Origin of the sequence: Flavobacterium sp. LS1P28 (assembly GCF_003970335.1) — a bacterium.
GTDB lineage: Bacteria > Bacteroidota > Bacteroidia > Flavobacteriales > Flavobacteriaceae > Flavobacterium.
In genome coordinates, this window is sequence record NZ_RYDI01000005.1 from 127,996 (window position 1) to 147,746 (window position 19,751).

A 19,751-nucleotide genomic window follows, 5' to 3' on the forward strand; every position below is an offset into this window, starting at 1 on the left:
TCGTAAAGTCAAAAGAATTAACTTTAAGTAAAATAGCTTTAAATCAGATTGTTACATAATTTTATCCTGATTTTAAAATACGACATTATACCATGGTTATTACATAAATAGTCATAAAATATTAAAAAAAGAAAAGACTTGTAGGAATTAAATTCACAAGTCTTTTTTATGTGTTATATTTTTTTGTTCTAAATTTACTCAGGAATTTGCTGGCTTAGGCAATGCAATGTTCCAAAACCCCAAATAAAATCAGTAGCACTGATCCCAATGATTTCTCGATCAGGAAAACATTCTGCAAGGATGTTCAATGCTTTTCGGTCGTTACTGTCGTTAAAAGTAGGTACCAAAACACAATTGTTCAAAATTAGAAAATTGGCATAACTGGCAGGCAATCGCAAGCCATCAAATTCCAGCCGTTTTGGCATTGGTAGAGTCACAATTATAGGTGATTTTCCATTTTCTAGTTTGGCATTTTGCAAGCGTTTTAAATTGTCTTGCAACGGTTTGTAATTATTATCCGTTGGATCTGTTTCTACAATAGTCACAATAGTATCTTCATTCACAAATCGGCATAAATCATCAATATGTCCGTGCGTATCATCACCTTCAATTCCATTGCCTAACCAAATTACATTGGTTATCCCAAGATATTCCTTGAAGACGGCTTCGTAATCGGCTTTAGTGAAATTGGGATTCCGAACCTGAATATCCGGATGCATCAAGCATTCTTCTGAAGTCAATAAAGTTCCTCTTCCGTTAGTATCAATCGCACCGCCTTCTAAAATTACCGGTTTTCCTTTGTATAAAACTTGAGTAATAGGAATATTCAGAAATTCTCCTACTTTGGCAGGAACAAATTTATCTAATTGAATGTTTTTATATTTTGCCCAACCATTAAAATTAAAGTTCAAAGCTTCTCTTTCGGCTCCGTTTTTGACAATTATCGGACCTGAATCACGCATCCAACTTCTGTTGGTTTTATGAATGATGTAGGAAACATTTGTTAGCACAACATGAGCTGTTTCCAGCATCGTATTGACTTTCTCTTTTTGGTTTTCATCAGCAACTACTAAAAAGACTTGCTCAAAAGAAGCTGCTTTTTTAATGAATTCTACAAAAGCCCATTGAACAGTCTCGTATTTCCCCGGCCAGTCTTTACCGTTATGCGGAAAACAAAGTAAAATGCCTTGTTGCTTTTCCCATTCAGCTGGAAATCTTCTATTATTTGTAGTCATACAGCATATCTAATTTTAAAGTCTGCAAATATAAACATTCAGTAGGATTTTAAAATAGTTTGCAACCATTCATTTCCAATATTTCATAAATTTATAAGAATAGTTTTGGTAATGATTATATAATATTTAGTTAATTCTTGTTGGTCTTCAGCTAGTTATTTTTGATAAAAATTAAAAATACACTTATGAAGAAATATGGTATTACACTATTAGCGGCAATTATGATATTGTCAAGTTGCGAAAAGGACTCTGATAAAGAGGGATCTCCTGAGTTGGTTATGAATGAAAACGCTGCCACTTTCAAAGAAATTGGTTCAATTGTGATTGGTGGTGCCGGAGCTGCTGAAATAAGTTCGTATGATGAGGTTTCTAAAAAGTTATTTACCGTAAACAACAGTAATACGAATAGAATTGATGTTATCGACTTATCTAATCCATCAAGTCCGGTTTTTGTAGCAAGTATCGATTTAACGCCGTTTAATGGAACTTCAAATAGCGTTGCAACTTTTAATGGTAAATTAGCAGTTGCATTAGAAGCAAAACCAAATAAGCAAGATGCAGGAAAGGTGGTCGTTTTTGATACGGCTAAGTACAGTGTCATCAAAGAAATTACGGTTGGTGCTTTACCGGATATGATTACTTTCTCTCCTGACGGAAATTATATCATGACTGCCAATGAAGGTGAGCCAAATGATACGTATTCTATAGATCCCGACGGTTCTGTTTCGATTATCGCAGTCAATAATAATTATGCAGTGACGACTTTAAATTTCGGAAGTTTTAGCAATCAATTGAGTACATTGAAAACCAAAGGATTCAGAATTGCAAGTCCAACTAATAATTTTGCCTCAGATATTGAACCGGAATACATCACGATTTCTGCTGATTCAAAAACGGCTTGGGTGACTTTACAGGAAAATAACGGAGTAGCTAAAATTGATTTGGCAACCAAAACGATCACTACTATTTTTCCTTTAGGTTTTAAAGACTACAATCTTGCCGAAAATGCTATTGACATTAGTGATAAAGATGGAGGTGTTTTGGCTAATACATGGAAAGTTAAAGGAATGTTTCAACCCGACGCAATTAGTAATTTTGAAATAAATAATATTCCTTATTTTGTTACTGCAAATGAAGGAGATGCTAGAGAATATAGTGCTTTTGTTGATGTAAAAAGAATTAGCAGCTCTTCGGTTGTTCTGGATCCATTAGCGTTTCCTAATGCGGCGGCTTTAAAAGCTGAGGCAAGTATGGGAAGATTGAATATCAATACCAAAATGGGTGATACGGACGGCGATGGTGATTTTGATGAATTAGTTTCTTTTGGAGCCCGTTCGTTCTCTATTAGGAATGGAAACACAGGAGAAATGGTTTATGATAGTAAAAATGAATTAGACAAGAAAGCGCAAGAGTTTGGTGTCTATGATGACAATCGAAGTGATGATAAATCAGTAGAACCAGAATCAGTTGTTGTTGCTAAAATGGGACAAAAAACTATTCTTTTCGTTGGATTGGAAAGAGCAGATGCTCTTATGGTGTATGATGTCACTATTCCAGCAACTCCAAAATTTTTACAGATTTTAAAAACAGGTGATGCACCAGAAGGGTTACTTTTTATTCCAGCTTCGAAAAGTCCAACCAAAAGAAGTTTAGTAGTGGTGAGCAGTGAAGGTGACGGTACCGTTAAAATATTTCAACCAGATTTAAATTAAAAGTAGAAGTTTTAAATAAAATCCCTGCTTAGAATAATTTCTTAGCAGGGATTTTTTAATTATATAATGACGATTTAGTCGATGGCTCTTTTTGTAATATCACCAAAAGCATCAATTCTTCTGTCTCTGAAAAATGGCCAGTTCTGACGCACATTTTCCTGTAAGTCTAAATCTACTTCAGCAATCAGGATTTCTTCTTTGTCGTGTGAGGCTTGCGCCAAAATTTCGCCTTGTGGTCCCGCAATAAATGAAGATCCCCAAAACTGAATTCCCGCCGTATCAGGCAAGTATTGCTCTAAACCAATTCGGTTTGCTGCGGCAACATAAACGCCATTCGCAACCGCATGTCCTTTCATTACACTCATCCAGGCGCCATGTTGGTTTTCACCGTATTGTTCTTTTTCTTGTGGATGCCATCCAATTGCGGTTGGGTAAAACAATACTTCAGCACCTTGTAGAGCCGTCAAACGAGCTGCTTCCGGATACCATTGATCCCAACAAATCAGCGTTCCAACCTTTCCTTTTTTAGTTGGAATCGTTTTAAAGCCCAAATCACCAGGGGTGAAATAGAATTTTTCATAAAAATGAGGATCGTCCGGAATGTGCATTTTGCGGTATAATCCTGCTTCGGAACCATCAGTATCAATAATGTAGGCGCTATTGTGGTATATTCCTGCCATTCTTTTTTCGAAGAAAGGAACAATAATTACTACTCCTAATTCTTTTGCCAAAGCACTAAAAGCGATAAAAGAAGTACTATACAAAGGTTCTGCTAAAGCAAAGTTATCTACATCTTCACTTTGACAAAAATAATGACTGCTGTATAATTCCGGCAACGAAATAACTTCGGCACCTTGATTTGCTGCATCACGAACCCAACTTAAACATTTTTTTAGATTGTTTTCGGCAATATCATTAAGGTTTAATTGGATGACTGCTATTTTGTATTTCTTGTTTGGCATGACTAAAATTTTAGACTGCAAAAATAGTGAATTTTATAAAGAGTAGAAAATAGAGATAATGTGTTTTTTTTAGGATTTTAATTAGTCGTTGTTCATATTTATTGGTTTTTTTAGATTTACACTTACTTTTAAAGAATTTGTACATGGATATAGAGAACATTTACTTTAAACATCCGGATTTTGAGCCATAGAAAAAATTAATATAAAATTGGCACTAACAAAACAAGGAGGTTTTATTTTTGTAGGTAGTATTACAGCGAATAAAAGGGGTCAAGTTTTTACTTTACCAAAATACTGTAATTTAGTATTTATTAAATTTTTACAATTATGAAAGAAGAATTCAAAATCATCGATAAAGAAGACATAACTCTTCTTAAATTTCCACAAACAGACGTCCTTAACGATGTTGACGAAATAAAAACTAGAATAAGTGAGATCAACAGGGCTTTAGCATTGGGTAATTTAGAACATTCAAAAATTAAAATTTACTTTGAGGATAACGAATCAAAAAAAATAGTTGATACAACGGTTTGGGGTGTTACAGACAAAAATGTGATATTAAAGCAAGGTGTGATGATTCCAATTCACAGAATATATAAGTTGTTTTAGTATATTGGTATTCTTTAATTCTTTGGTGCAGTTCTTTAGATCACTTTCTGTGCAAGCAAGTGTTCTGCTCTTGCCGTTACAAATTTATAGTAGTCAGTTTTTGTTGATATTCATGAGTGAGACTAAAGTGTCTTTACTTTTTGCCAATTATCTTTTTAAACAGGGTTACAATTCCCAAGACAATAGCACCAAATACAAGGCCGATTATAAATTCAGTTATTATGGACGGTATTTGTGGTAGTATGTCGTGCAGGAACGGAATTTCATGTACAAATATGCCGCCAGCCACTAATAATAAAGCGATTGTACCTATTACGGATAAACTTTTGATGACTTTTGGCAAGGCTTGTACCAGAATATTTCCTAACGTTTTTGAAAAACTTTTCTCTTTGGAACTCAGTTGCATCAGTTTTAAACCTGCTTCATCCATTCGGACAATTAGGGCCACAATGCCGTAAACACCAACGGTTGCTATGATTGCAATGATGGAAACTACCATTATTTGTGATGAAATGGGTTTACCAATTACAGTTCCCAATGCAATAATTACGATTTCTACTGATAAAATAAAATCGGTTACTATAGCTGATTTGATTTTTTCTTTTTCGAAAGCTAAAATTTGTTCCTCGGTCAACAGTTCCATTAAAATTTCGTGTTTTGCATGTTCGTGCGGGAAGAAGTATTCGTATATTTTTTCGGCGCCTTCGTAAGCTAAATAAAGTCCGCCAAGTACTAAAATTATGATAACAGCTACCGGTAAAAATGCACTCAGTAGAAAGGCGATGGGTAAAATGATTACTTTATTTAGGAAAGAACCTTTTGTAATTGCCCATAATACGGGGAGTTCTCTTGACGAAATAAATCCGGAAGCTTTCTCGGCATTTACGGCTAAATCATCACCTAAAATACCAGCCGTTTTTTTGGCTGCAATTTTACTCATTACTGCAACATCATCCATGATTGCTGCGATATCATCTAATAGTGCGAAAAAACCTGATGCCATTTTGATTGTTTTTTACAGCGCGGATTTTGGTATTGTTGTACCCAAATCTAATCTACGCATATTGATTGTTTAGTGATGCGAAGCTACTACTTTTTGATTTACTCTATTTATAAAACGGGTAAATTTTTAGTTAATATTCACCCAAAATCTTTCTGTAGTAGCGATACTGTTTTTAATTACATTTGAAATAAAAATAAGTATGGAATTCAAACATGTATTTAAAGCTAAATTAGATTGGCTTTTTTCCAAGAAGGAAGCGGCGACGTATACTAAAAGTCATACCATAACTATTGATGGTAAGGCTGTTTTAAATGTTTCGGCTGCTAAAGCTTTCAAAGGAGATCCTGCTTTGTACAATCCTGAAGACCTGTTATTGAGTAGCGTGGTATCCTGTCACATGATGTCTTACTTGTATGTTTGTAAACAAAATGGTATCGACGTGATAACCTATACGGACGAGGCAGAGGCAACTCTGGAAATTTCGGACGACGGTAGCGGGCGCTTTATTGTGATTAAACTGAATCCAAAAGTTCGGATTACTAACAAAGAAAAAGTAGAAGAGGCACTTAGCTTGCATAAAAAAGCAAACAAACTCTGTTTTATAGCCAATTCGTGTAATTTTCCAATTGTACACTTTCCAACTTGTGAAGTTGCAGGTATAAATTAAAGTTGGAATGTCGTTTTTACTTTTTTGTGGATTTTAATTATAAAATGGCAAGCAAATCAGCTGGTTTACTTCAAAAAAACTGTAAAGTATAAAAAAACACTAGCCTTTCGACCAGTGTTTTCATAAGTTTAAATGTTTCTAGAAACTTGAGAAACTCACTCACTTTGATTTCTAAAAACCAGTTTTCCATCAAAAGCATCTATCAACACAATGCTGTCGGTTGTTATTTTTCCGGATAGAATTTCTTTGGATAATTCATTGAGCACGTCTCTTTGAATCACTCTTTTCACGGGTCTGGCTCCAAATTGTGGATCGTATCCTTTCTCTGATAAGTAGGCAATAGCTTCCGGAGTCGCGTCCATCGTGATGCCTTGTTGTGCCAACATTTTGCTTACGCTTTTTAGTTGTAAACCTACAATTTGAGCTATATTTTTAGTAGTCAATGGCGTGAACATTACGATTTCATCAATACGATTGATAAATTCAGGACGCACCGTTTGTTTTAGCAACCCTAGAACTTCTATCTTGGCCAATTCGGTTGCCGCTTCCACACTTCCTTTTAGATTTTCGAATTTCTCCTGAATAATCTGGCTTCCCATGTTTGAAGTCATGATGATAATCGTGTTTTTAAAATCGGCTAAACGCCCTTTGTTATCTGTCAAACGTCCTTCATCCAAGACTTGTAGCAAGATATTAAACGTGTCCGGATGGGCTTTTTCAATCTCATCCAATAAAATTACAGAATACGGTTTTCTACGTACGGCTTCGGTCAATTGTCCGCCTTCATCATAACCTACATATCCCGGAGGCGCACCCACCAAACGACTTACGCTGTGGCGTTCTTGATATTCACTCATGTCAATACGGGTCATCGCATTTTCATCGTCGAACAGGTATTCGGCCAAGGCTTTCGCCAATTCGGTTTTGCCAACTCCCGTAGTTCCAAGGAAAAGAAAGGTTCCCACCGGTTTTTTCATATCCTGCAATCCCGCGCGGCTTCTGCGCACGGCATCACTTACGGCTTCAATGGCTTCTTCCTGTCCTACCACTCTGTGATGCAATTCATCTTCCAGTTTCAGTAGTTTTTCTCGTTCGCCCTGAAGCATTTTCATTACTGGAATTCCGGTCCATTTAGCCACTACTTCGGCAATGTCTTCGCGGGTAACTTCTTCTTTTATCAACGAAGTTCCGGATTGGTTTTCTTGTAATTCCTTGAGTAAAATGGCTAAACGTTCTTGTGTTTCCTTGATTTTACCATACCGAATTTCAGCTACTTTTCCATAATCGCCTTCACGTTCTGCACGTTCAGCTTCGTATTTAAAGTCTTCAATCTCCGTTTTTACGGCTTGAATATTATCGACAACGTCTTTCTCTGATTTCCATTTGGCGTAGATTTCGTTGCGATCTTCTTTGAGATTGGCCAAATCCATTCCCAAAATTTTAAGTTTGCTTTCGTCTTTTTCTCGTTTAATGGCTTCAATTTCAATTTCCAATTGCATGATTTTTCGATCCAAAACATCCAGTTCTTCGGGTTTCGAATTGATTTCCATACGTAGTTTTGAAGCGGCTTCATCCATTAAATCAATAGCTTTATCTGGAAGAAAACGGTTGGTAATATACCGTTGCGATAGTTCGACAGCGGCAATAATAGCATCGTCTTTGATTTGGACTTTATGATGCGTTTCGTATTTTTCTTTAATTCCGCGCAAAATAGAAATAGCACTTTCGGTATCCGGTTCTTCGACCACAATTTTTTGGAAACGTCTTTCGAGTGCTTTGTCTTTTTCAAAATATTTTTGATATTCGTCCAATGTTGTGGCTCCAATGGCGCGAAGTTCTCCACGAGCCAAAGCCGGTTTCAGAATATTAGCCGCATCCATAGCGCCTTCGCCACCACCAGCTCCCACAAGGGTATGGATTTCGTTAATGAATAAAACTATATCGCCTTCGGCAGAAGTCACTTCTTTCACCACGGATTTTAATCGTTCTTCAAATTCTCCTTTGTATTTGGCGCCAGCAATCAAAGCTCCCATATCAAGCGAATAAACGATTTTATCTTTCAAATTATCTGGAACATCTCCATCTACAATTCGGTGTGCCAATCCTTCAGCAATGGCGGTTTTTCCCACTCCTGGTTCTCCCACAAGCATTGGGTTGTTTTTAGTTCTTCGGGTTAGAATTTGTAATACCCTGCGTATTTCCTCGTCACGACCAATTACTGGATCGAGTTTCCCTGCTCGAGCTAATTCGTTAAGATTTTTGGCATATTTATTTAAGGAATTATAGGTTTCTTCAGCAGATGCCGAAGTTACCCGTTCTCCTTTTCGCAATTCATCGATAGCAGCTTTTAGCCCTTTTTCGGTAACGCCTTGATCTTTTAATATTTGGGATACTTTATTTTTAGAATCAAAAATTGCTAAAATTAAATGCTCCACAGAAACGAATTCATCATTCATTTTTTTTGCAATAATTTCAGCTTCGTTCAACGTGGTGTTTGCAGTTCTGGAAAGCATAATTTCGCCACCAGAAACTTTTGGAAAACTCTGGATTGTACTGTTTAATATTTGAAGAAACAAGGGCACATTTACATTCAGTTTTTTTAAAATAAAAGGTGCCACATTTTCGTCGACTTCAAAAATAGCTTTAAAAATATGTTCATTTTCTATTTGTTGTTGCCCATAGCTTTGTGCCAATTGTTGAGAAAGCTGAATGGCTTCCTGGGATTTGATTGTAAATTTATTTATGTTCATGATGGTACATTGTTTTGTATCTTTTACTTAACTTTACGAACTATATTCAATATATATTCCAATACAATAATACAGACAAATTGACGGAAAATTTATGATTGGTATCATACTTTAAAGTCAAAATGTCTTAAAAAAAGACAATTATGAGTTTTTTCAAAAATATTTTTAGTAGTTCAGACGACAAGGATTTTAAAGAAAACAAAATCAACTGGAATGAATTAACTGATTTGGTACAACTGGATGAAATTATCGCTATTTCAAATGAAAAACCGGTAGCCATTTTCAAACACAGTACTCGATGCAGTATAAGTAGAATGGCGCTAAAACAGTTTGAAAATGAGTTCAATAGTTCAGATAAAGTTACACCTTATTTTTTAGATTTAATAGCGCATCGCGATATTTCTAATGAAATTGCGAATCGTTTTGGAGTTCATCATCAATCACCACAATTGATTTTAATTAAAGACGGAAAAGCCATTTATAATGTTTCGCACAGTGATATTGATGCGGAGGAGTTAGGAAGAAAAGTATAGTAAATAGGATTGTTTTAAATAGTTTACCGCAAATTCGCTAATTAATCACTGTATTAAATTAGCGAATTTGCGGTTTTATTTTTTAGACAAACCGGTAAAAATAATTAGTAGGAATCGTCCATTTTTTTCTTAATTTGATCTAAACACAAATTATTAATGCTTCCTTCGTGAGTGTGCTTGGTTTCTTTTGGAGATTGGAAAGTACCATTTTCTAATTGCTCAGCAACGGCTTTATACGCATCTCTAAAAGGCATTCCTGCAACAACCATTTCGTTTAAGGAATCTACCGTAAACAAATAATCGTATTTTTTATCGTCTAAAATGTGTTCTTTTACCTTAATGTCTTTAATCGCAAAAATAGCGATATCTAAACATGCTTTTAGGTTTTGAATTGCTGGAAATAAACCTTCTTTCAACAATTGTAAATCTCTGTGATAACCACTAGGAAGGTTGTTGGTAATTAAAGTAATTTCGTATGGCAATGCTTGAATCTTGTTGCATTTTCCACGAATCAATTCAAAAACATCCGGATTTTTCTTATGCGGCATGATACTCGAGCCTGTTGTAAGATGGGCAGGCAAAGTGATGAAATCAAAATTCTGACTCATATACAAACAAACATCCATAGAAAATTTTGCCAAAGTTGCAGCAACACTACTCATGGCAAAAGCAATCGTTTTTTCTGATTTTCCACGGCTCATTTGTGCCGCTACAGAATTGAATTTTAAGGTTTCAAACCCTAATTCTTTAGTCGTAAATGTTCTATCGATAGGAAACGAACTTCCGTAACCTGCGGCCGAACCTAATGGATTTTGGTCTACAATTTTCAAAGCGGCATTCAGCATCGTTACATCATCAATTAAGGTTTCGGCATAGGCAGAAAACCACATTCCAAAAGAAGAAGGCATCGCAATTTGAAGGTGAGTATATCCTGGCAATAAAATATTTTGATGTTTTTCGGCCGACTCCATTAGCAAATCAAAAAGACTTTTTACTTGTTGCTTTAGTTCTTTAACCACGTCTTTTAGATACAAATTAACGTCTACCAAAACTTGGTCGTTACGAGAACGAGCAGTATGAATTTTTTTCCCCGCATCGCCTAATTTTACCGTTAATAGATACTCGATTTTAGAATGTACGTCCTCGAAACTGTCTTCGATTTCGAATTTACCGTTTTCAACGTCTCTTATAATTTCTTCCAAAGCCAAAACCAGAGAAACGGTTTCGGAGTCTGTTAGAAGACCAATTTGTCCAAGCATTTTTGCATGTGCTATAGAACCTAAAGCATCGTATTTTGCCAGCACTAAATCCAGTTCTCTGTCGTTACCAACGGTGAAATGTTCTATTTGTTTATCTGTTGGTATTCCTTTTTCCCAAAGTTTCATGATTTTTATTTTTTTTTCGTAGGGACAAGTCGCGACTTGTCCCTTCAGATTATAATTATTATTTAAAAAAATCAGTTAGTATTTTGATATACAATTGAATTCCTTCTTCTATTTCGTTTATAAATATAAATTCGTCTGCCGAGTGTGACCGCAGGGTTTCACCAGGTCCTAATTTCAAGGATTGACAACTCAAAACCGATTGATCCGAAAGGGTAGGCGATCCATACGTGGTTCTTCCCAATGTTATTCCTGCTTGTACTAATTCGTGTGCAACAGGAATTGATGACGCATTTAAATGCATCGAACGTGGATTGACTTCGGCAGTCAAATGTTTTTTTACAATATCTAATATTTCTTGATTATTATAACGATCATTCACTCTGATATCGACAACCAAATGACATTCGGCGGGAACTACGTTGTGTTGTTTACCTGCAGTGACTTGTGTTACGGTCATTTTTACAGGACCTAAAACCTCCGATATTTTTTCGAATTGATAGCTGTTAAACCATTCGATAACGGGTATCGCATTGTAAATAGGATTGTCAGGATTGTTGTGTGCAGCGTGACTTGCAGTACCTTTTACGATGACATCGAGTACCAATAATCCTTTTTCGGCTACGGCCAATTGCATCAATGTAGGTTCTCCCACAATCGCACATTCAAGTTTCGGTAAATGTTTCAATACGCTGTTTAATCCATTTTTCCCGCTGCTTTCTTCTTCGGCTGAAGCTACCATCACAATATTGTAAGGCAGATTCTCATTCGAATAAAAATGTACAAAAGTGGCTAAAAGTGAAACCAGACAACCTCCCGCATCATTGCTTCCCAGTCCAAATAATTTGCCGTCTTTTACGATAGCTTCAAATGGATCATTAGTATAACCTTGGTTTGGTTTTACAGTATCGTGGTGCGAATTGAGTAATAGCGTAGGTTTGGTGGTATCAAAATGTTTATTGAAAGCCCAAATATTGTTATTCTCTCTTTCGAAAGGAATACTATTTTGTGTAAACCAATTTTCGATTAAAAGTGCAGTTTGGTCTTCTTCACTTGAAAATGAAGGCGTTTCAATCAGTGCTTTTAATAGCGAAATGGCTTCTTGTGTAAGGATTTCTATATTTTTCATACTTATTTTAGCCACGGATTCACAGATTTTTTTTTAATTGAAATAAAAAATTTTGTGCAAATCTGTGAAATTTGTGTTCAACTTTTTTTATAATTTGATGCGTGTGCAAATTGCCTTTGAATCTTTCAACATTCGGTGATGACCAATTTTTATTTTTTGAACTCCCTTGGATAAACTGTTGAAACAGTTGTCTAATTTAGGGATCATGCCAGAATGTATGGCGCCTTCGACTTTTAATTTAGAATATAATTCTTGATTTATGTTCTCAATTACGGAAGAATCATCTTCGGCATCATGTAAAACGCCGGGTTTTTCGAAGCAATAATTCAAAGTTACATCAAAAAATTCTGATAAAGCAATTGCCAATTCGCTAGCAATGGTATCGGCATTCGTGTTTAATAATTGTCCTTTTCCATCGTGTGTTATTGCGCAAAATACAGGAACTATTCCAGTTGAAAGTAATGTTTCTAACAATTCCGTATTCACTTTTTTTACATCGCCCACAAAACCATAATTGATTGTAGGATGGTTTCTTTTATCCGATAGAATTAAATTTCCATCAGCACCAGAGAACCCCATCGCATTAGTTGATTTTGATTGTAATTGGGTAACAATATTTTTGTTGATTTGACCTGCATAAATCATCACAACTACATCAAGCATAGCGGCATCGGTGATGCGTCTTCCATCAATCATTTGTGGAATTAAACCAATACTTTCAGCCATTTTGGTAGCTGATTTTCCACCACCATGAACGAGTATTTTGTAGCCTTCAATCTTAGAAAAATCGGATAAAAATTGTGACAATTCCGTTGGGTTATCAATGATGTTTCCACCAATTTTTATGATTGAAAGGGATTTTAGGTTCTGGGTTTTGGGTTTTGGACTCATTTTTAATATTTTAAAAATCTTTTCTCTATTTTCCACTTTCTAAAATCTTCTGCAACACTAATTGCGCGGCATAGGTTCTATTATTGGCTTGTTCGATAACAATTGAATTTTCACTGTCAATCACTTCATCCGTTACAATTACGTTACGTCTTACTGGCAAACAGTGCATGAATTTAGCATTATTGGTCAGCTTCATTTTATCGGCAGTTACGGTCCAGTTTGGGTCGGAATTTGTAATCTGACCATACTCGTTATAATTGCTCCAGTTTTTGGCATAGATAAAATCGGCGTTTTCGAAAGCTTTGTCTTGGTCGTATTCAATCTTGGAGTCTTTCGTGATTTCAGGATTCAATTCGTAGCCTTCAGGATGCGTAATTACAAAATCAGCCTCTTGTAATTGCATCATTTCCACAAAGGAATTGGGTACCGCTTGAGGTAAAGCTTTAGGATGTGGTGCCCAAGTCAAAACTACTTTTGGACGGTGTTCCGTTTTGTGTTCAGCCATTGTAATTGCATCGGCTAGTGATTGTAATGGATGTCCTGTAGCACTTTCCATATTGACAACCGGTACCGTGGCGTATTTTAAGAAACCCATAAGAACGGTTTCGGCATTGTCTTTTTCTTTGTCTACCAATCCGGCAAAAGCCCTGATGGCAATAATATCGCAATATTGAGAAACTACTGCAGCCGCTTCTTTAATATGTTCCGAAGCACCGGAGTTCATGATGGCTCCATCTTCAAATTCTAATGTCCAACCTTCGCTGGTGAAATTCATTACCATGACGTTCATTCCCAAATTTAAAGCTGCTTTTTGTGTACTCAAACGTGTTCTTAAACTGGAATTAAAAAACAACATTCCTAAGGTTTTGTTCTTACCAAGTTTTTTATTTTTAAGTGGTTTTTTTTTGATTTTTAAGGCTTGTTTCACCCATTCGTCGAGCGAATCTATGTTTTGTATGGATATGTAGTTCATTATCTTAATTTGTTTAATCGGTTATTTACTTCGTCAGTTCGCTTTGCTCGTGTGTTTAATAAATTAACCGAATTAACGATTAACCGCATCAACATTTATACAATTTTAGTAAATGGTATTTCGTTTTTTAAAGCTTTCAAAATAAAATTGTCTTCCAAGCCATTTACAATCCAGGTTTCGATAGTAGCGGCTTTGGCGATTGCCGATGCTTCAATTTTAGACTGCATTCCGCCAGTTCCATGTGAGGATTTTGAATCGCCGATTTCTTTTTCCAATACTTTTAAATCAGTTACCAAAGAAATGGTTTCAGGAACGGCATCATGGATGGATGCTTTGGTATAAATCCCATTCGTATTGGTGGCGATAATCAGAAGGTCAACATTTAATAAAACGGCTGTCAGCGCAGCTAATTTATCATTATCACCAAACTGGATCTCATCCGTTGCTACGGTATCATTTTCATTGATAATTGGGATATAATTATTTTTGACTAACACATTGATGGTGTTTACGATATTTACTTTAGATTGTTCTTTTTCAAAATCAGAATAAGAAAGTAAACATTGCGAAATCAGCAATCCTAAATCACGGAAATTTTCATGATAAATCCGCATTAAATGTGGCTGACCAATCGAAGCTAGTGCTTGTTTTACAAAAACATCTTTGTCGTGGTTGTCCAGTTTTACAAATTGTTTGGCCGCAGCAATCGCGCCCGAACTCACAATGATAAACTCGTACTCGTTTTGTAAAGCCGCTATTTGCATTCCAATATCTTCAATCTTTCCTCTCGAAATGTGATTGGTTTCTTTGGTTAATGTATTGCTTCCTAACTTTAATAAAATTCTTTTTTTGGCCATTTTTATTTTTTGTTTAGACAAGTCGCAACTTGTCTCTACTAATTTTTACCTGATTTGTCCATTTCCGTAAATATACCACTTATTAGTAACTAGATGTTGCAAGCCGATTGGCCCACGTTGGTGTAATTTGTCCGTGCTTATCGCCAATTCGCCACCTAAACCAAACTGTCCTCCATCCGTGAATCGGGTAGAGGCGTTTTGATATACGGCTGCAGTATCTACATTTTCCATGAATTTCTGGGCAATTGCATCATTTTTTGTGATTATAGAAGCCGAATGACCTCCACAATATTTATTTATTTTGTCAATTGCTTCCTGATCCGAATTGGTTGTTCCAATAACAATTTTATAATCCAAAAACTCTTCGTACCAAATTAAATCCGATTCAATCTGAGGAACAGCTGTTGCTCTGGAAATGCTTTCATCTCCCAAAATCGTAACGTTTCTTTGTTGTAATTCGGTAGTTATTTTTTTTGCAAAAGCTTCCCAGTTTTCAAGATTAGTATCAATTAAAACTTTATCTAAAGCATTGCAAACGGATATGTTAGAGGTTTTTCCGTTAATAATAATGTCTAGCGCTTTTTTTAAATCGGCTTCTTTATTTACATACACAAAATTATTACCTCGACCACTAATTATTACGGGACAAGTAGCGTGTTTTTTTACAAAAGCGATTAAGTTCTCGCCACCACGAGGAACGATTAAGTCCACTTTTTGTGTGGGTTTTTCTAAAAACGTTTGTGTTTCTTCCCGATTGTAATTCAAGTATTCCACCCATTCCTTTGATACATTGTTTGTTATTAAAGCCTGATGCCATAATTCCACAATTTTCAAGTTGGATTGCAAAGATTCTTTTCCGCCTTTCAATAGAATTTTATTTCCGGATTTAAAAGCGATTCCGCCAGCTTCAACAGTAACATCGGGTCTGGATTCATAAATAATCATTATGGTTCCAAAAGCCGCTGTTTTATTGATTATTTTCATTCCGTTTTGATGGTCGAAATTAAAACGCTCTACGCCAATAGGATCTTCTTGACTGGCCAATTGTTGCATGGATAAAATCATACCGTCAATTTTGGCGTCATCAACCAATAAACGTTTTTCCATGGCTAAATCATCGCCAGAATAATGCTGCAAATCCTGTTGATTTACAATTTTAAGATTGGCTCTTTCTTGTTCAAGAAGTTTAGCCATATGGCTTAAAACGGCATTTCGTTTTTCTATTGCTAATACGTGGTTCATTAGTTTTTGGTTTACTATTTTAAAAAAATATAAACATATAAGGCACAAAAGTTTAAGAGGTTAGATGACTTATATGTTTAAAAAATCATTTCAATTCTGCCAATGTTTCTTGTAAAGCTACAATAAAAGTATCAATTGCTTCTTTCTTGATTGTCAATGGAGGAAGGATTCTTAATAAGTTTTTATTGTTCGCATTTCCGGTAAAAATATGCTTGTCCATAATCATTTTTTTACGAAGTGCACTTACGTCAAAATCAAATTCTACTCCTAGCATTAATCCCCTTCCTTTTACTTGGATAACTTCAGGAACTTGTTTGATAGCTTCTAAAAAATAGGCGTAAACGTCATTTACGTTATCCATTAATTTTTGGTTTTCAATCACATCCAAAACAGCAATTCCAGCGGCACAAGCCAAATGGTTTCCACCGAAAGTAGTTCCCAATAATCCATAACTCGCTGTGAATTTTGGAAAAATCAAGATTCCGCCAATAGGAAATCCGTTACCCATTCCTTTGGCCAGACAAATAATATCTGCTTTGATATCATGATGTTGGTGTGCAAAAAACTTTCCGCTTCTTCCGTATCCTGATTGCACTTCGTCCAAAATTAAAACAGCATCATAAGCTGCACATGTTTTTTCTAAAGCTTGGAAAAATTCGGTTGTGCCTTGGTCTAAACCGCCAACTCCTTGAATTCCTTCAATTATAACAGAAGAAACATCTCCTTTTTTTAGTTCGTTTTCTACCAACTCAATGTTATTCAGTGGCAAAAAAGTAACGATTTGTTGTGCATTGATTGGAGCAATAATTTTTTTGTTATCTGTTACCGCAACTGCCGCCGAAGTTCTTCCGTGAAAGGAATTATCAAAAGCAATCACACGAGATTTATTGTTGTGAAAAGAGGCTAATTTCAAGGCGTTTTCATTGGCTTCAGCTCCAGAACTGCACAAGAATAAAGTGTAGTCTTCCAATCCTGAAAGTTTCCCTAATTTCTCTGCTAATTCTATTTGCAATGGATTCTGAATCGCATTGGAATAAAAACCAATATTATTCAATTGATTTTTTAATTTGGAAACATAATCCGGTTGGGTGTGTCCAATGGAAATTACACCATGACCGCCATATAAATCTAAATATTCCACACCTTTTTCATCTGTAATAGTACAATCTAGTGCTTTAACAGGTGTGATATTGTATAATGGGTAAACGTCAAATAAGTTCATAATAATCCTCCCCCTAACCCCCTCCGAAGGAGGGGGAATAAAAACTTGCAACGGGGGGTGTTGTTTTTATATTTATACTATTTTTTGCATTTCGTCTCCCTCCCCTTCGGGGAGGGTTGGGGAGGGGATTAAAATCCGCTTGGTTTCAAATGTAATCCTGTGGTTTCATCCAGTCCAAACAGTAGATTCATGTTTTGAATGGCTTGTCCTGAGGCTCCTTTTGTTAAGTTATCAATTATTGATGTTATCAATAACCGGTTTCCTTTTTTCATCAAACTAATAATACATTTATTCGTTTGAACTACTTGTTTCATATTGATTCCAGTGGTGGTAACCGTTACAAAAGGTTGGTATTTGTAAAAAGCCTCATATTTAGCCACTACATCTTCCAGGTTTTCTTCGATTGTTGTGTATAATGTTGCGAAAATTCCTCTGGCAAAATCACCTCTGTTGGGAACAAAAATCAATTCACTGGTATAATCCGCCTGCAATTGATTGACACTTTGGTTTATTTCGCCTAAATGTTGGTGCTCAAAAGCTTTATAATGCGACATATTATTTGATCTCCAACTGAAATGTGTTGTTTCCGAAGGGGAAACTCCAGCTCCCGTGCTTCCGGTTGTGGCATTGATATGAACATCAGTCGTAAGCATTTCATTTTTGGCCAATGGCAATAATGCTAATTGAATTGCTGTCGCAAAACAACCTGGATTAGCGATAAATTGGGCATTTTTTATATTCGCTTTGTTTAATTCGGGCAAACCGTAAACGAAAGTTTTTCCGTTAAATTCTTTGTCTTTTGTTAATCTGAAATCATTTCCTAAATCGATGATTTTGGTATGACTCGCAAATTGGTTTTGTTCTAAAAACGATTTTGATTTACCATGACCTAAACACAAGAAAACTACATTCACATTTGGATTTACAGTATCGGTAAAGTTCATTTCGATATCACCCATCAAATCGTGATGCGCGACATGAAGTGGTTTTCCGGCGTTTGTCGTGCTGTAAACAAAATCAAGTGTAGCATTGGGATGAAACATCAATATTCTGATGAGTTCACCCGCAGTATAACCTGAACCGCCAATTATTCCAATATTAATCATAATCTTATTTTTTAAACGTACTAGAATTAATCCTTATTGGAGTAATTCGATTTGTATTATTTTTTAACCACATAGATACATAGATTTTATTAATTTTATAAAGCTTTTCACTTATTGGAGTAAAATATAGCTTTGTGTAACCAAAAATTGGTCTATATAAGTTCTTTTTTCTATGTTTCTATGTGGTTAAATTTTATATTTATTGATTAATTCAGAATTTCAATTAATCATGGGTCAGTTTATTTACAGATGAAAATATGTTTTGGGCATTCCCCAGAATTTTGATAAATCCTTTGGCATCGTCAGATGTCCAAGCGTTGTTCATTTCACCGTATTGACCAAACGTAGTATTCATTAAATCATTTTCAGATTCAATTCCGTCCAATGTAAAGTGATATGGTTTTAGAGAAACGATAACCGTTCCATTTACAGTCGTTTGAGTGTCTTCTAGGAAAGCCTCGATGTTTCTCATTACAGGGTCCAAGAATTGTCCTTCATGAAACAACATTCCGTACCAGTTTCCCAGTTGTTCTTTCCAGTATTGTTGCCATTTACCTAGCGTATGTTTCTCTAACAAATGGTGTGCTTTGATGATGATTAAAGGTGCAGCGGCTTCAAAACCAACTCTTCCTTTAATTCCAATAATGGTGTCGCCTACGTGCGTGTCTCTACCTATAGCGTAAGCGTTTGCTAGTTTTTCTAAGGTAACGATGTTTTTTGTTGGGGTATCCAATGTTCCGTTGATGCCTACTAATTGTCCTTTTTCAAATTGTAGTGTCACTTTCTCTTCTCCCGTTTTTTGCAATTGCGAAGGGTACGCTTCACTTGGTAAAGTTTGATTTGAGGTCAATGTTTCTTTACCACCAACGCTTGTTCCCCACAATCCTTTATTAATGGAATATTGTGCTTTTTCCCAAGAATAATGAACTCCATTTTGAGCTAAATAATCAACTTCTTCTTGTCTTGATAATTTCAAATCCCTGATAGGTGTAATGATTTCAATTTCGGGAGCAATGGTTTGGAAAATTAAATCAAAACGAATTTGGTCATTTCCTGCACCAGTACTTCCGTGAGCAATCGCTTCAGCACCAACAGATTTTGCATATTTTATCGCTTCTATAGCTTGAAAAACACGCTCTGCACTTACTGATAATGGGTACGTATTGTTTTTTAATACATTTCCATAAATCAAATATTTAATGGCTTTGTCATAATATTTATCTACAATGGTAAGATTTGCATGTTGCGCACTTCCTAATTCGTAGGCTCTTTCTTCAATAGCGGCTAGTTCATCATCATCAAATCCGCCTGTATTTATAAGAACGGTATGAACTTCATATCCTTTTTCGTTTTTTAAATATTTTAGGCAATATGAGGTATCTAATCCTCCGCTATAAGCTAATACAACTTTTTTCATAATTATTGTTTTTTCTTCCCCCAACCCCTCCGAAGGAGGGGGAGCCGAAACTGGCAAAGGG

General features: G+C 35.7%; 17 protein-coding genes. 4 read left to right on the forward strand and 13 right to left on the reverse strand.

What is annotated here, in order from left to right:
* Positions 1-194 precede the first annotated feature (194 nt).
* Positions 195-1,235: an agmatine/peptidylarginine deiminase gene (locus EKL97_RS06330; RefSeq protein ID WP_126568474.1), complete on the reverse strand. Its 1,041-nt coding sequence runs from the start codon at positions 1,233-1,235 to the stop codon at positions 195-197.
* A gap of 185 nt (positions 1,236-1,420) precedes the next feature.
* On the opposite strand from EKL97_RS06330, the gene EKL97_RS06335 reads away from it, so the two are divergent.
* A complete protein-coding gene (locus tag EKL97_RS06335) occupies positions 1,421-2,947 on the forward strand; it encodes a choice-of-anchor I family protein (RefSeq protein ID WP_126568475.1) in 1,527 nt (508 codons plus the stop codon).
* A gap of 74 nt (positions 2,948-3,021) precedes the next feature.
* On the opposite strand, the gene EKL97_RS06340 is transcribed toward EKL97_RS06335, so the two are convergent.
* Positions 3,022-3,909: a carbon-nitrogen hydrolase gene (locus EKL97_RS06340; protein WP_126462866.1), complete on the reverse strand. Its 888-nt coding sequence runs from the start codon at positions 3,907-3,909 to the stop codon at positions 3,022-3,024.
* Between the two features lie 327 nt (positions 3,910-4,236).
* Between EKL97_RS06340 and EKL97_RS06345 the strand changes: the two genes are divergently transcribed.
* The gene (locus tag EKL97_RS06345) at positions 4,237-4,518 is read left to right on the forward strand and encodes a hypothetical protein (protein WP_126452385.1); all 282 of its coding nucleotides are present in this window, start codon (positions 4,237-4,239) and stop codon (positions 4,516-4,518) included.
* A gap of 133 nt (positions 4,519-4,651) precedes the next feature.
* Here EKL97_RS06345 and EKL97_RS06350 read toward each other — a convergent pair whose 3' ends face one another.
* Positions 4,652-5,521: a DUF808 domain-containing protein gene (locus tag EKL97_RS06350; protein ID WP_126515025.1), complete on the reverse strand. Its 870-nt coding sequence runs from the start codon at positions 5,519-5,521 to the stop codon at positions 4,652-4,654.
* Between the two features lie 199 nt (positions 5,522-5,720).
* Between EKL97_RS06350 and EKL97_RS06355 the strand changes: the two genes are divergently transcribed.
* Entirely contained in the window at positions 5,721-6,188 is a 468-nt protein-coding gene (locus EKL97_RS06355) for an OsmC family protein (protein ID WP_126562379.1), read from the forward strand.
* Positions 6,189-6,343: 155 nt separating this feature from the next.
* Here the strand turns inward: EKL97_RS06355 and clpB are convergent, their stop codons facing one another.
* Positions 6,344-8,938, reverse strand: coding sequence for an ATP-dependent chaperone ClpB (gene clpB, locus EKL97_RS06360; RefSeq protein WP_126568476.1), 2,595 nt, complete (start codon positions 8,936-8,938; stop codon positions 6,344-6,346).
* Positions 8,939-9,081: 143 nt separating this feature from the next.
* On the opposite strand from clpB, the gene ytxJ reads away from it, so the two are divergent.
* Complete coding sequence (gene ytxJ / locus EKL97_RS06365) at positions 9,082-9,471, forward strand: bacillithiol system redox-active protein YtxJ (RefSeq protein WP_126568477.1); 390 nt, start codon at positions 9,082-9,084, stop codon at positions 9,469-9,471.
* Positions 9,472-9,575: 104 nt separating this feature from the next.
* Here the strand turns inward: ytxJ and argH are convergent, their stop codons facing one another.
* The 9 genes from argH to EKL97_RS06410 all read right to left on the reverse strand — a co-directional run bounded on the left by argH (position 9,576) and on the right by EKL97_RS06410 (position 19,690).
* Positions 9,576-10,856, reverse strand: a complete 1,281-nt coding sequence (gene argH / locus EKL97_RS06370) for an argininosuccinate lyase (protein ID WP_126568478.1) — start codon at positions 10,854-10,856, stop codon at positions 9,576-9,578.
* A gap of 58 nt (positions 10,857-10,914) precedes the next feature.
* Entirely contained in the window at positions 10,915-11,982 is a 1,068-nt protein-coding gene (locus EKL97_RS06375) for a M20 family metallo-hydrolase (RefSeq protein ID WP_126553672.1), read from the reverse strand.
* Positions 11,983-12,069: 87 nt separating this feature from the next.
* Positions 12,070-12,873, reverse strand: coding sequence for an acetylglutamate kinase (gene argB / locus EKL97_RS06380; RefSeq protein ID WP_126564236.1), 804 nt, complete (start codon positions 12,871-12,873; stop codon positions 12,070-12,072).
* Positions 12,874-12,898: 25 nt separating this feature from the next.
* Entirely contained in the window at positions 12,899-13,846 is a 948-nt protein-coding gene (locus EKL97_RS06385; protein WP_126564237.1) for an N-acetylornithine carbamoyltransferase, read from the reverse strand.
* Positions 13,847-13,941: 95 nt separating this feature from the next.
* Positions 13,942-14,703: a glutamate 5-kinase gene (gene proB / locus EKL97_RS06390; RefSeq protein ID WP_126568479.1), complete on the reverse strand. Its 762-nt coding sequence runs from the start codon at positions 14,701-14,703 to the stop codon at positions 13,942-13,944.
* Positions 14,704-14,748: 45 nt separating this feature from the next.
* Positions 14,749-15,945 carry a glutamate-5-semialdehyde dehydrogenase gene (locus EKL97_RS06395; protein WP_126568480.1) on the reverse strand — a complete coding sequence of 399 codons (1,197 nt, stop codon included), beginning with the start codon at positions 15,943-15,945 and terminating at the stop codon, positions 14,749-14,751.
* A gap of 85 nt (positions 15,946-16,030) precedes the next feature.
* Positions 16,031-17,167 (reverse strand): aspartate aminotransferase family protein, encoded by a 1,137-nt coding sequence (locus EKL97_RS06400; RefSeq protein WP_126568481.1) that lies wholly within the window; start codon positions 17,165-17,167, stop codon positions 16,031-16,033.
* Positions 17,168-17,295: 128 nt separating this feature from the next.
* Positions 17,296-18,273 (reverse strand): N-acetyl-gamma-glutamyl-phosphate reductase, encoded by a 978-nt coding sequence (argC, locus tag EKL97_RS06405; protein ID WP_126568482.1) that lies wholly within the window; start codon positions 18,271-18,273, stop codon positions 17,296-17,298.
* Positions 18,274-18,496: 223 nt separating this feature from the next.
* The gene (locus EKL97_RS06410; RefSeq protein ID WP_126568483.1) at positions 18,497-19,690 is read right to left on the reverse strand and encodes an argininosuccinate synthase; all 1,194 of its coding nucleotides are present in this window, start codon (positions 19,688-19,690) and stop codon (positions 18,497-18,499) included.
* Between the last annotated feature and the right edge of the window lie 61 nt (positions 19,691-19,751).

Coding starts and splice junctions, on each gene's coding strand:
- EKL97_RS06350 (WP_126515025.1), bottom strand. CDS start 5,521: ATGGCATCAGGTTTTTTCGCACTATTAGATGATATCGCAGCAATCATG.
- clpB (WP_126568476.1), bottom strand. CDS start 8,938: ATGAACATAAATAAATTTACAATCAAATCCCAGGAAGCCATTCAGCTT.
- EKL97_RS06340 (WP_126462866.1), bottom strand. CDS start 3,909: ATGCCAAACAAGAAATACAAAATAGCAGTCATCCAATTAAACCTTAAT.
- proB (WP_126568479.1), bottom strand. CDS start 14,703: ATGGCCAAAAAAAGAATTTTATTAAAGTTAGGAAGCAATACATTAACC.
- EKL97_RS06345 (WP_126452385.1), top strand. CDS start 4,237: ATGAAAGAAGAATTCAAAATCATCGATAAAGAAGACATAACTCTTCTT.
- EKL97_RS06410 (WP_126568483.1), bottom strand. CDS start 19,690: ATGAAAAAAGTTGTATTAGCTTATAGCGGAGGATTAGATACCTCATAT.
- EKL97_RS06395 (WP_126568480.1), bottom strand. CDS start 15,945: ATGAACCACGTATTAGCAATAGAAAAACGAAATGCCGTTTTAAGCCAT.
- ytxJ (WP_126568477.1), top strand. CDS start 9,082: ATGAGTTTTTTCAAAAATATTTTTAGTAGTTCAGACGACAAGGATTTT.
- argH (WP_126568478.1), bottom strand. CDS start 10,856: ATGAAACTTTGGGAAAAAGGAATACCAACAGATAAACAAATAGAACAT.
- EKL97_RS06335 (WP_126568475.1), top strand. CDS start 1,421: ATGAAGAAATATGGTATTACACTATTAGCGGCAATTATGATATTGTCA.
- EKL97_RS06400 (WP_126568481.1), bottom strand. CDS start 17,167: ATGAACTTATTTGACGTTTACCCATTATACAATATCACACCTGTTAAA.
- EKL97_RS06330 (WP_126568474.1), bottom strand. CDS start 1,235: ATGACTACAAATAATAGAAGATTTCCAGCTGAATGGGAAAAGCAACAA.
- argC (WP_126568482.1), bottom strand. CDS start 18,273: ATGATTAATATTGGAATAATTGGCGGTTCAGGTTATACTGCGGGTGAA.
- EKL97_RS06355 (WP_126562379.1), top strand. CDS start 5,721: ATGGAATTCAAACATGTATTTAAAGCTAAATTAGATTGGCTTTTTTCC.
- argB (WP_126564236.1), bottom strand. CDS start 12,873: ATGAGTCCAAAACCCAAAACCCAGAACCTAAAATCCCTTTCAATCATA.
- EKL97_RS06385 (WP_126564237.1), bottom strand. CDS start 13,846: ATGAACTACATATCCATACAAAACATAGATTCGCTCGACGAATGGGTG.
- EKL97_RS06375 (WP_126553672.1), bottom strand. CDS start 11,982: ATGAAAAATATAGAAATCCTTACACAAGAAGCCATTTCGCTATTAAAA.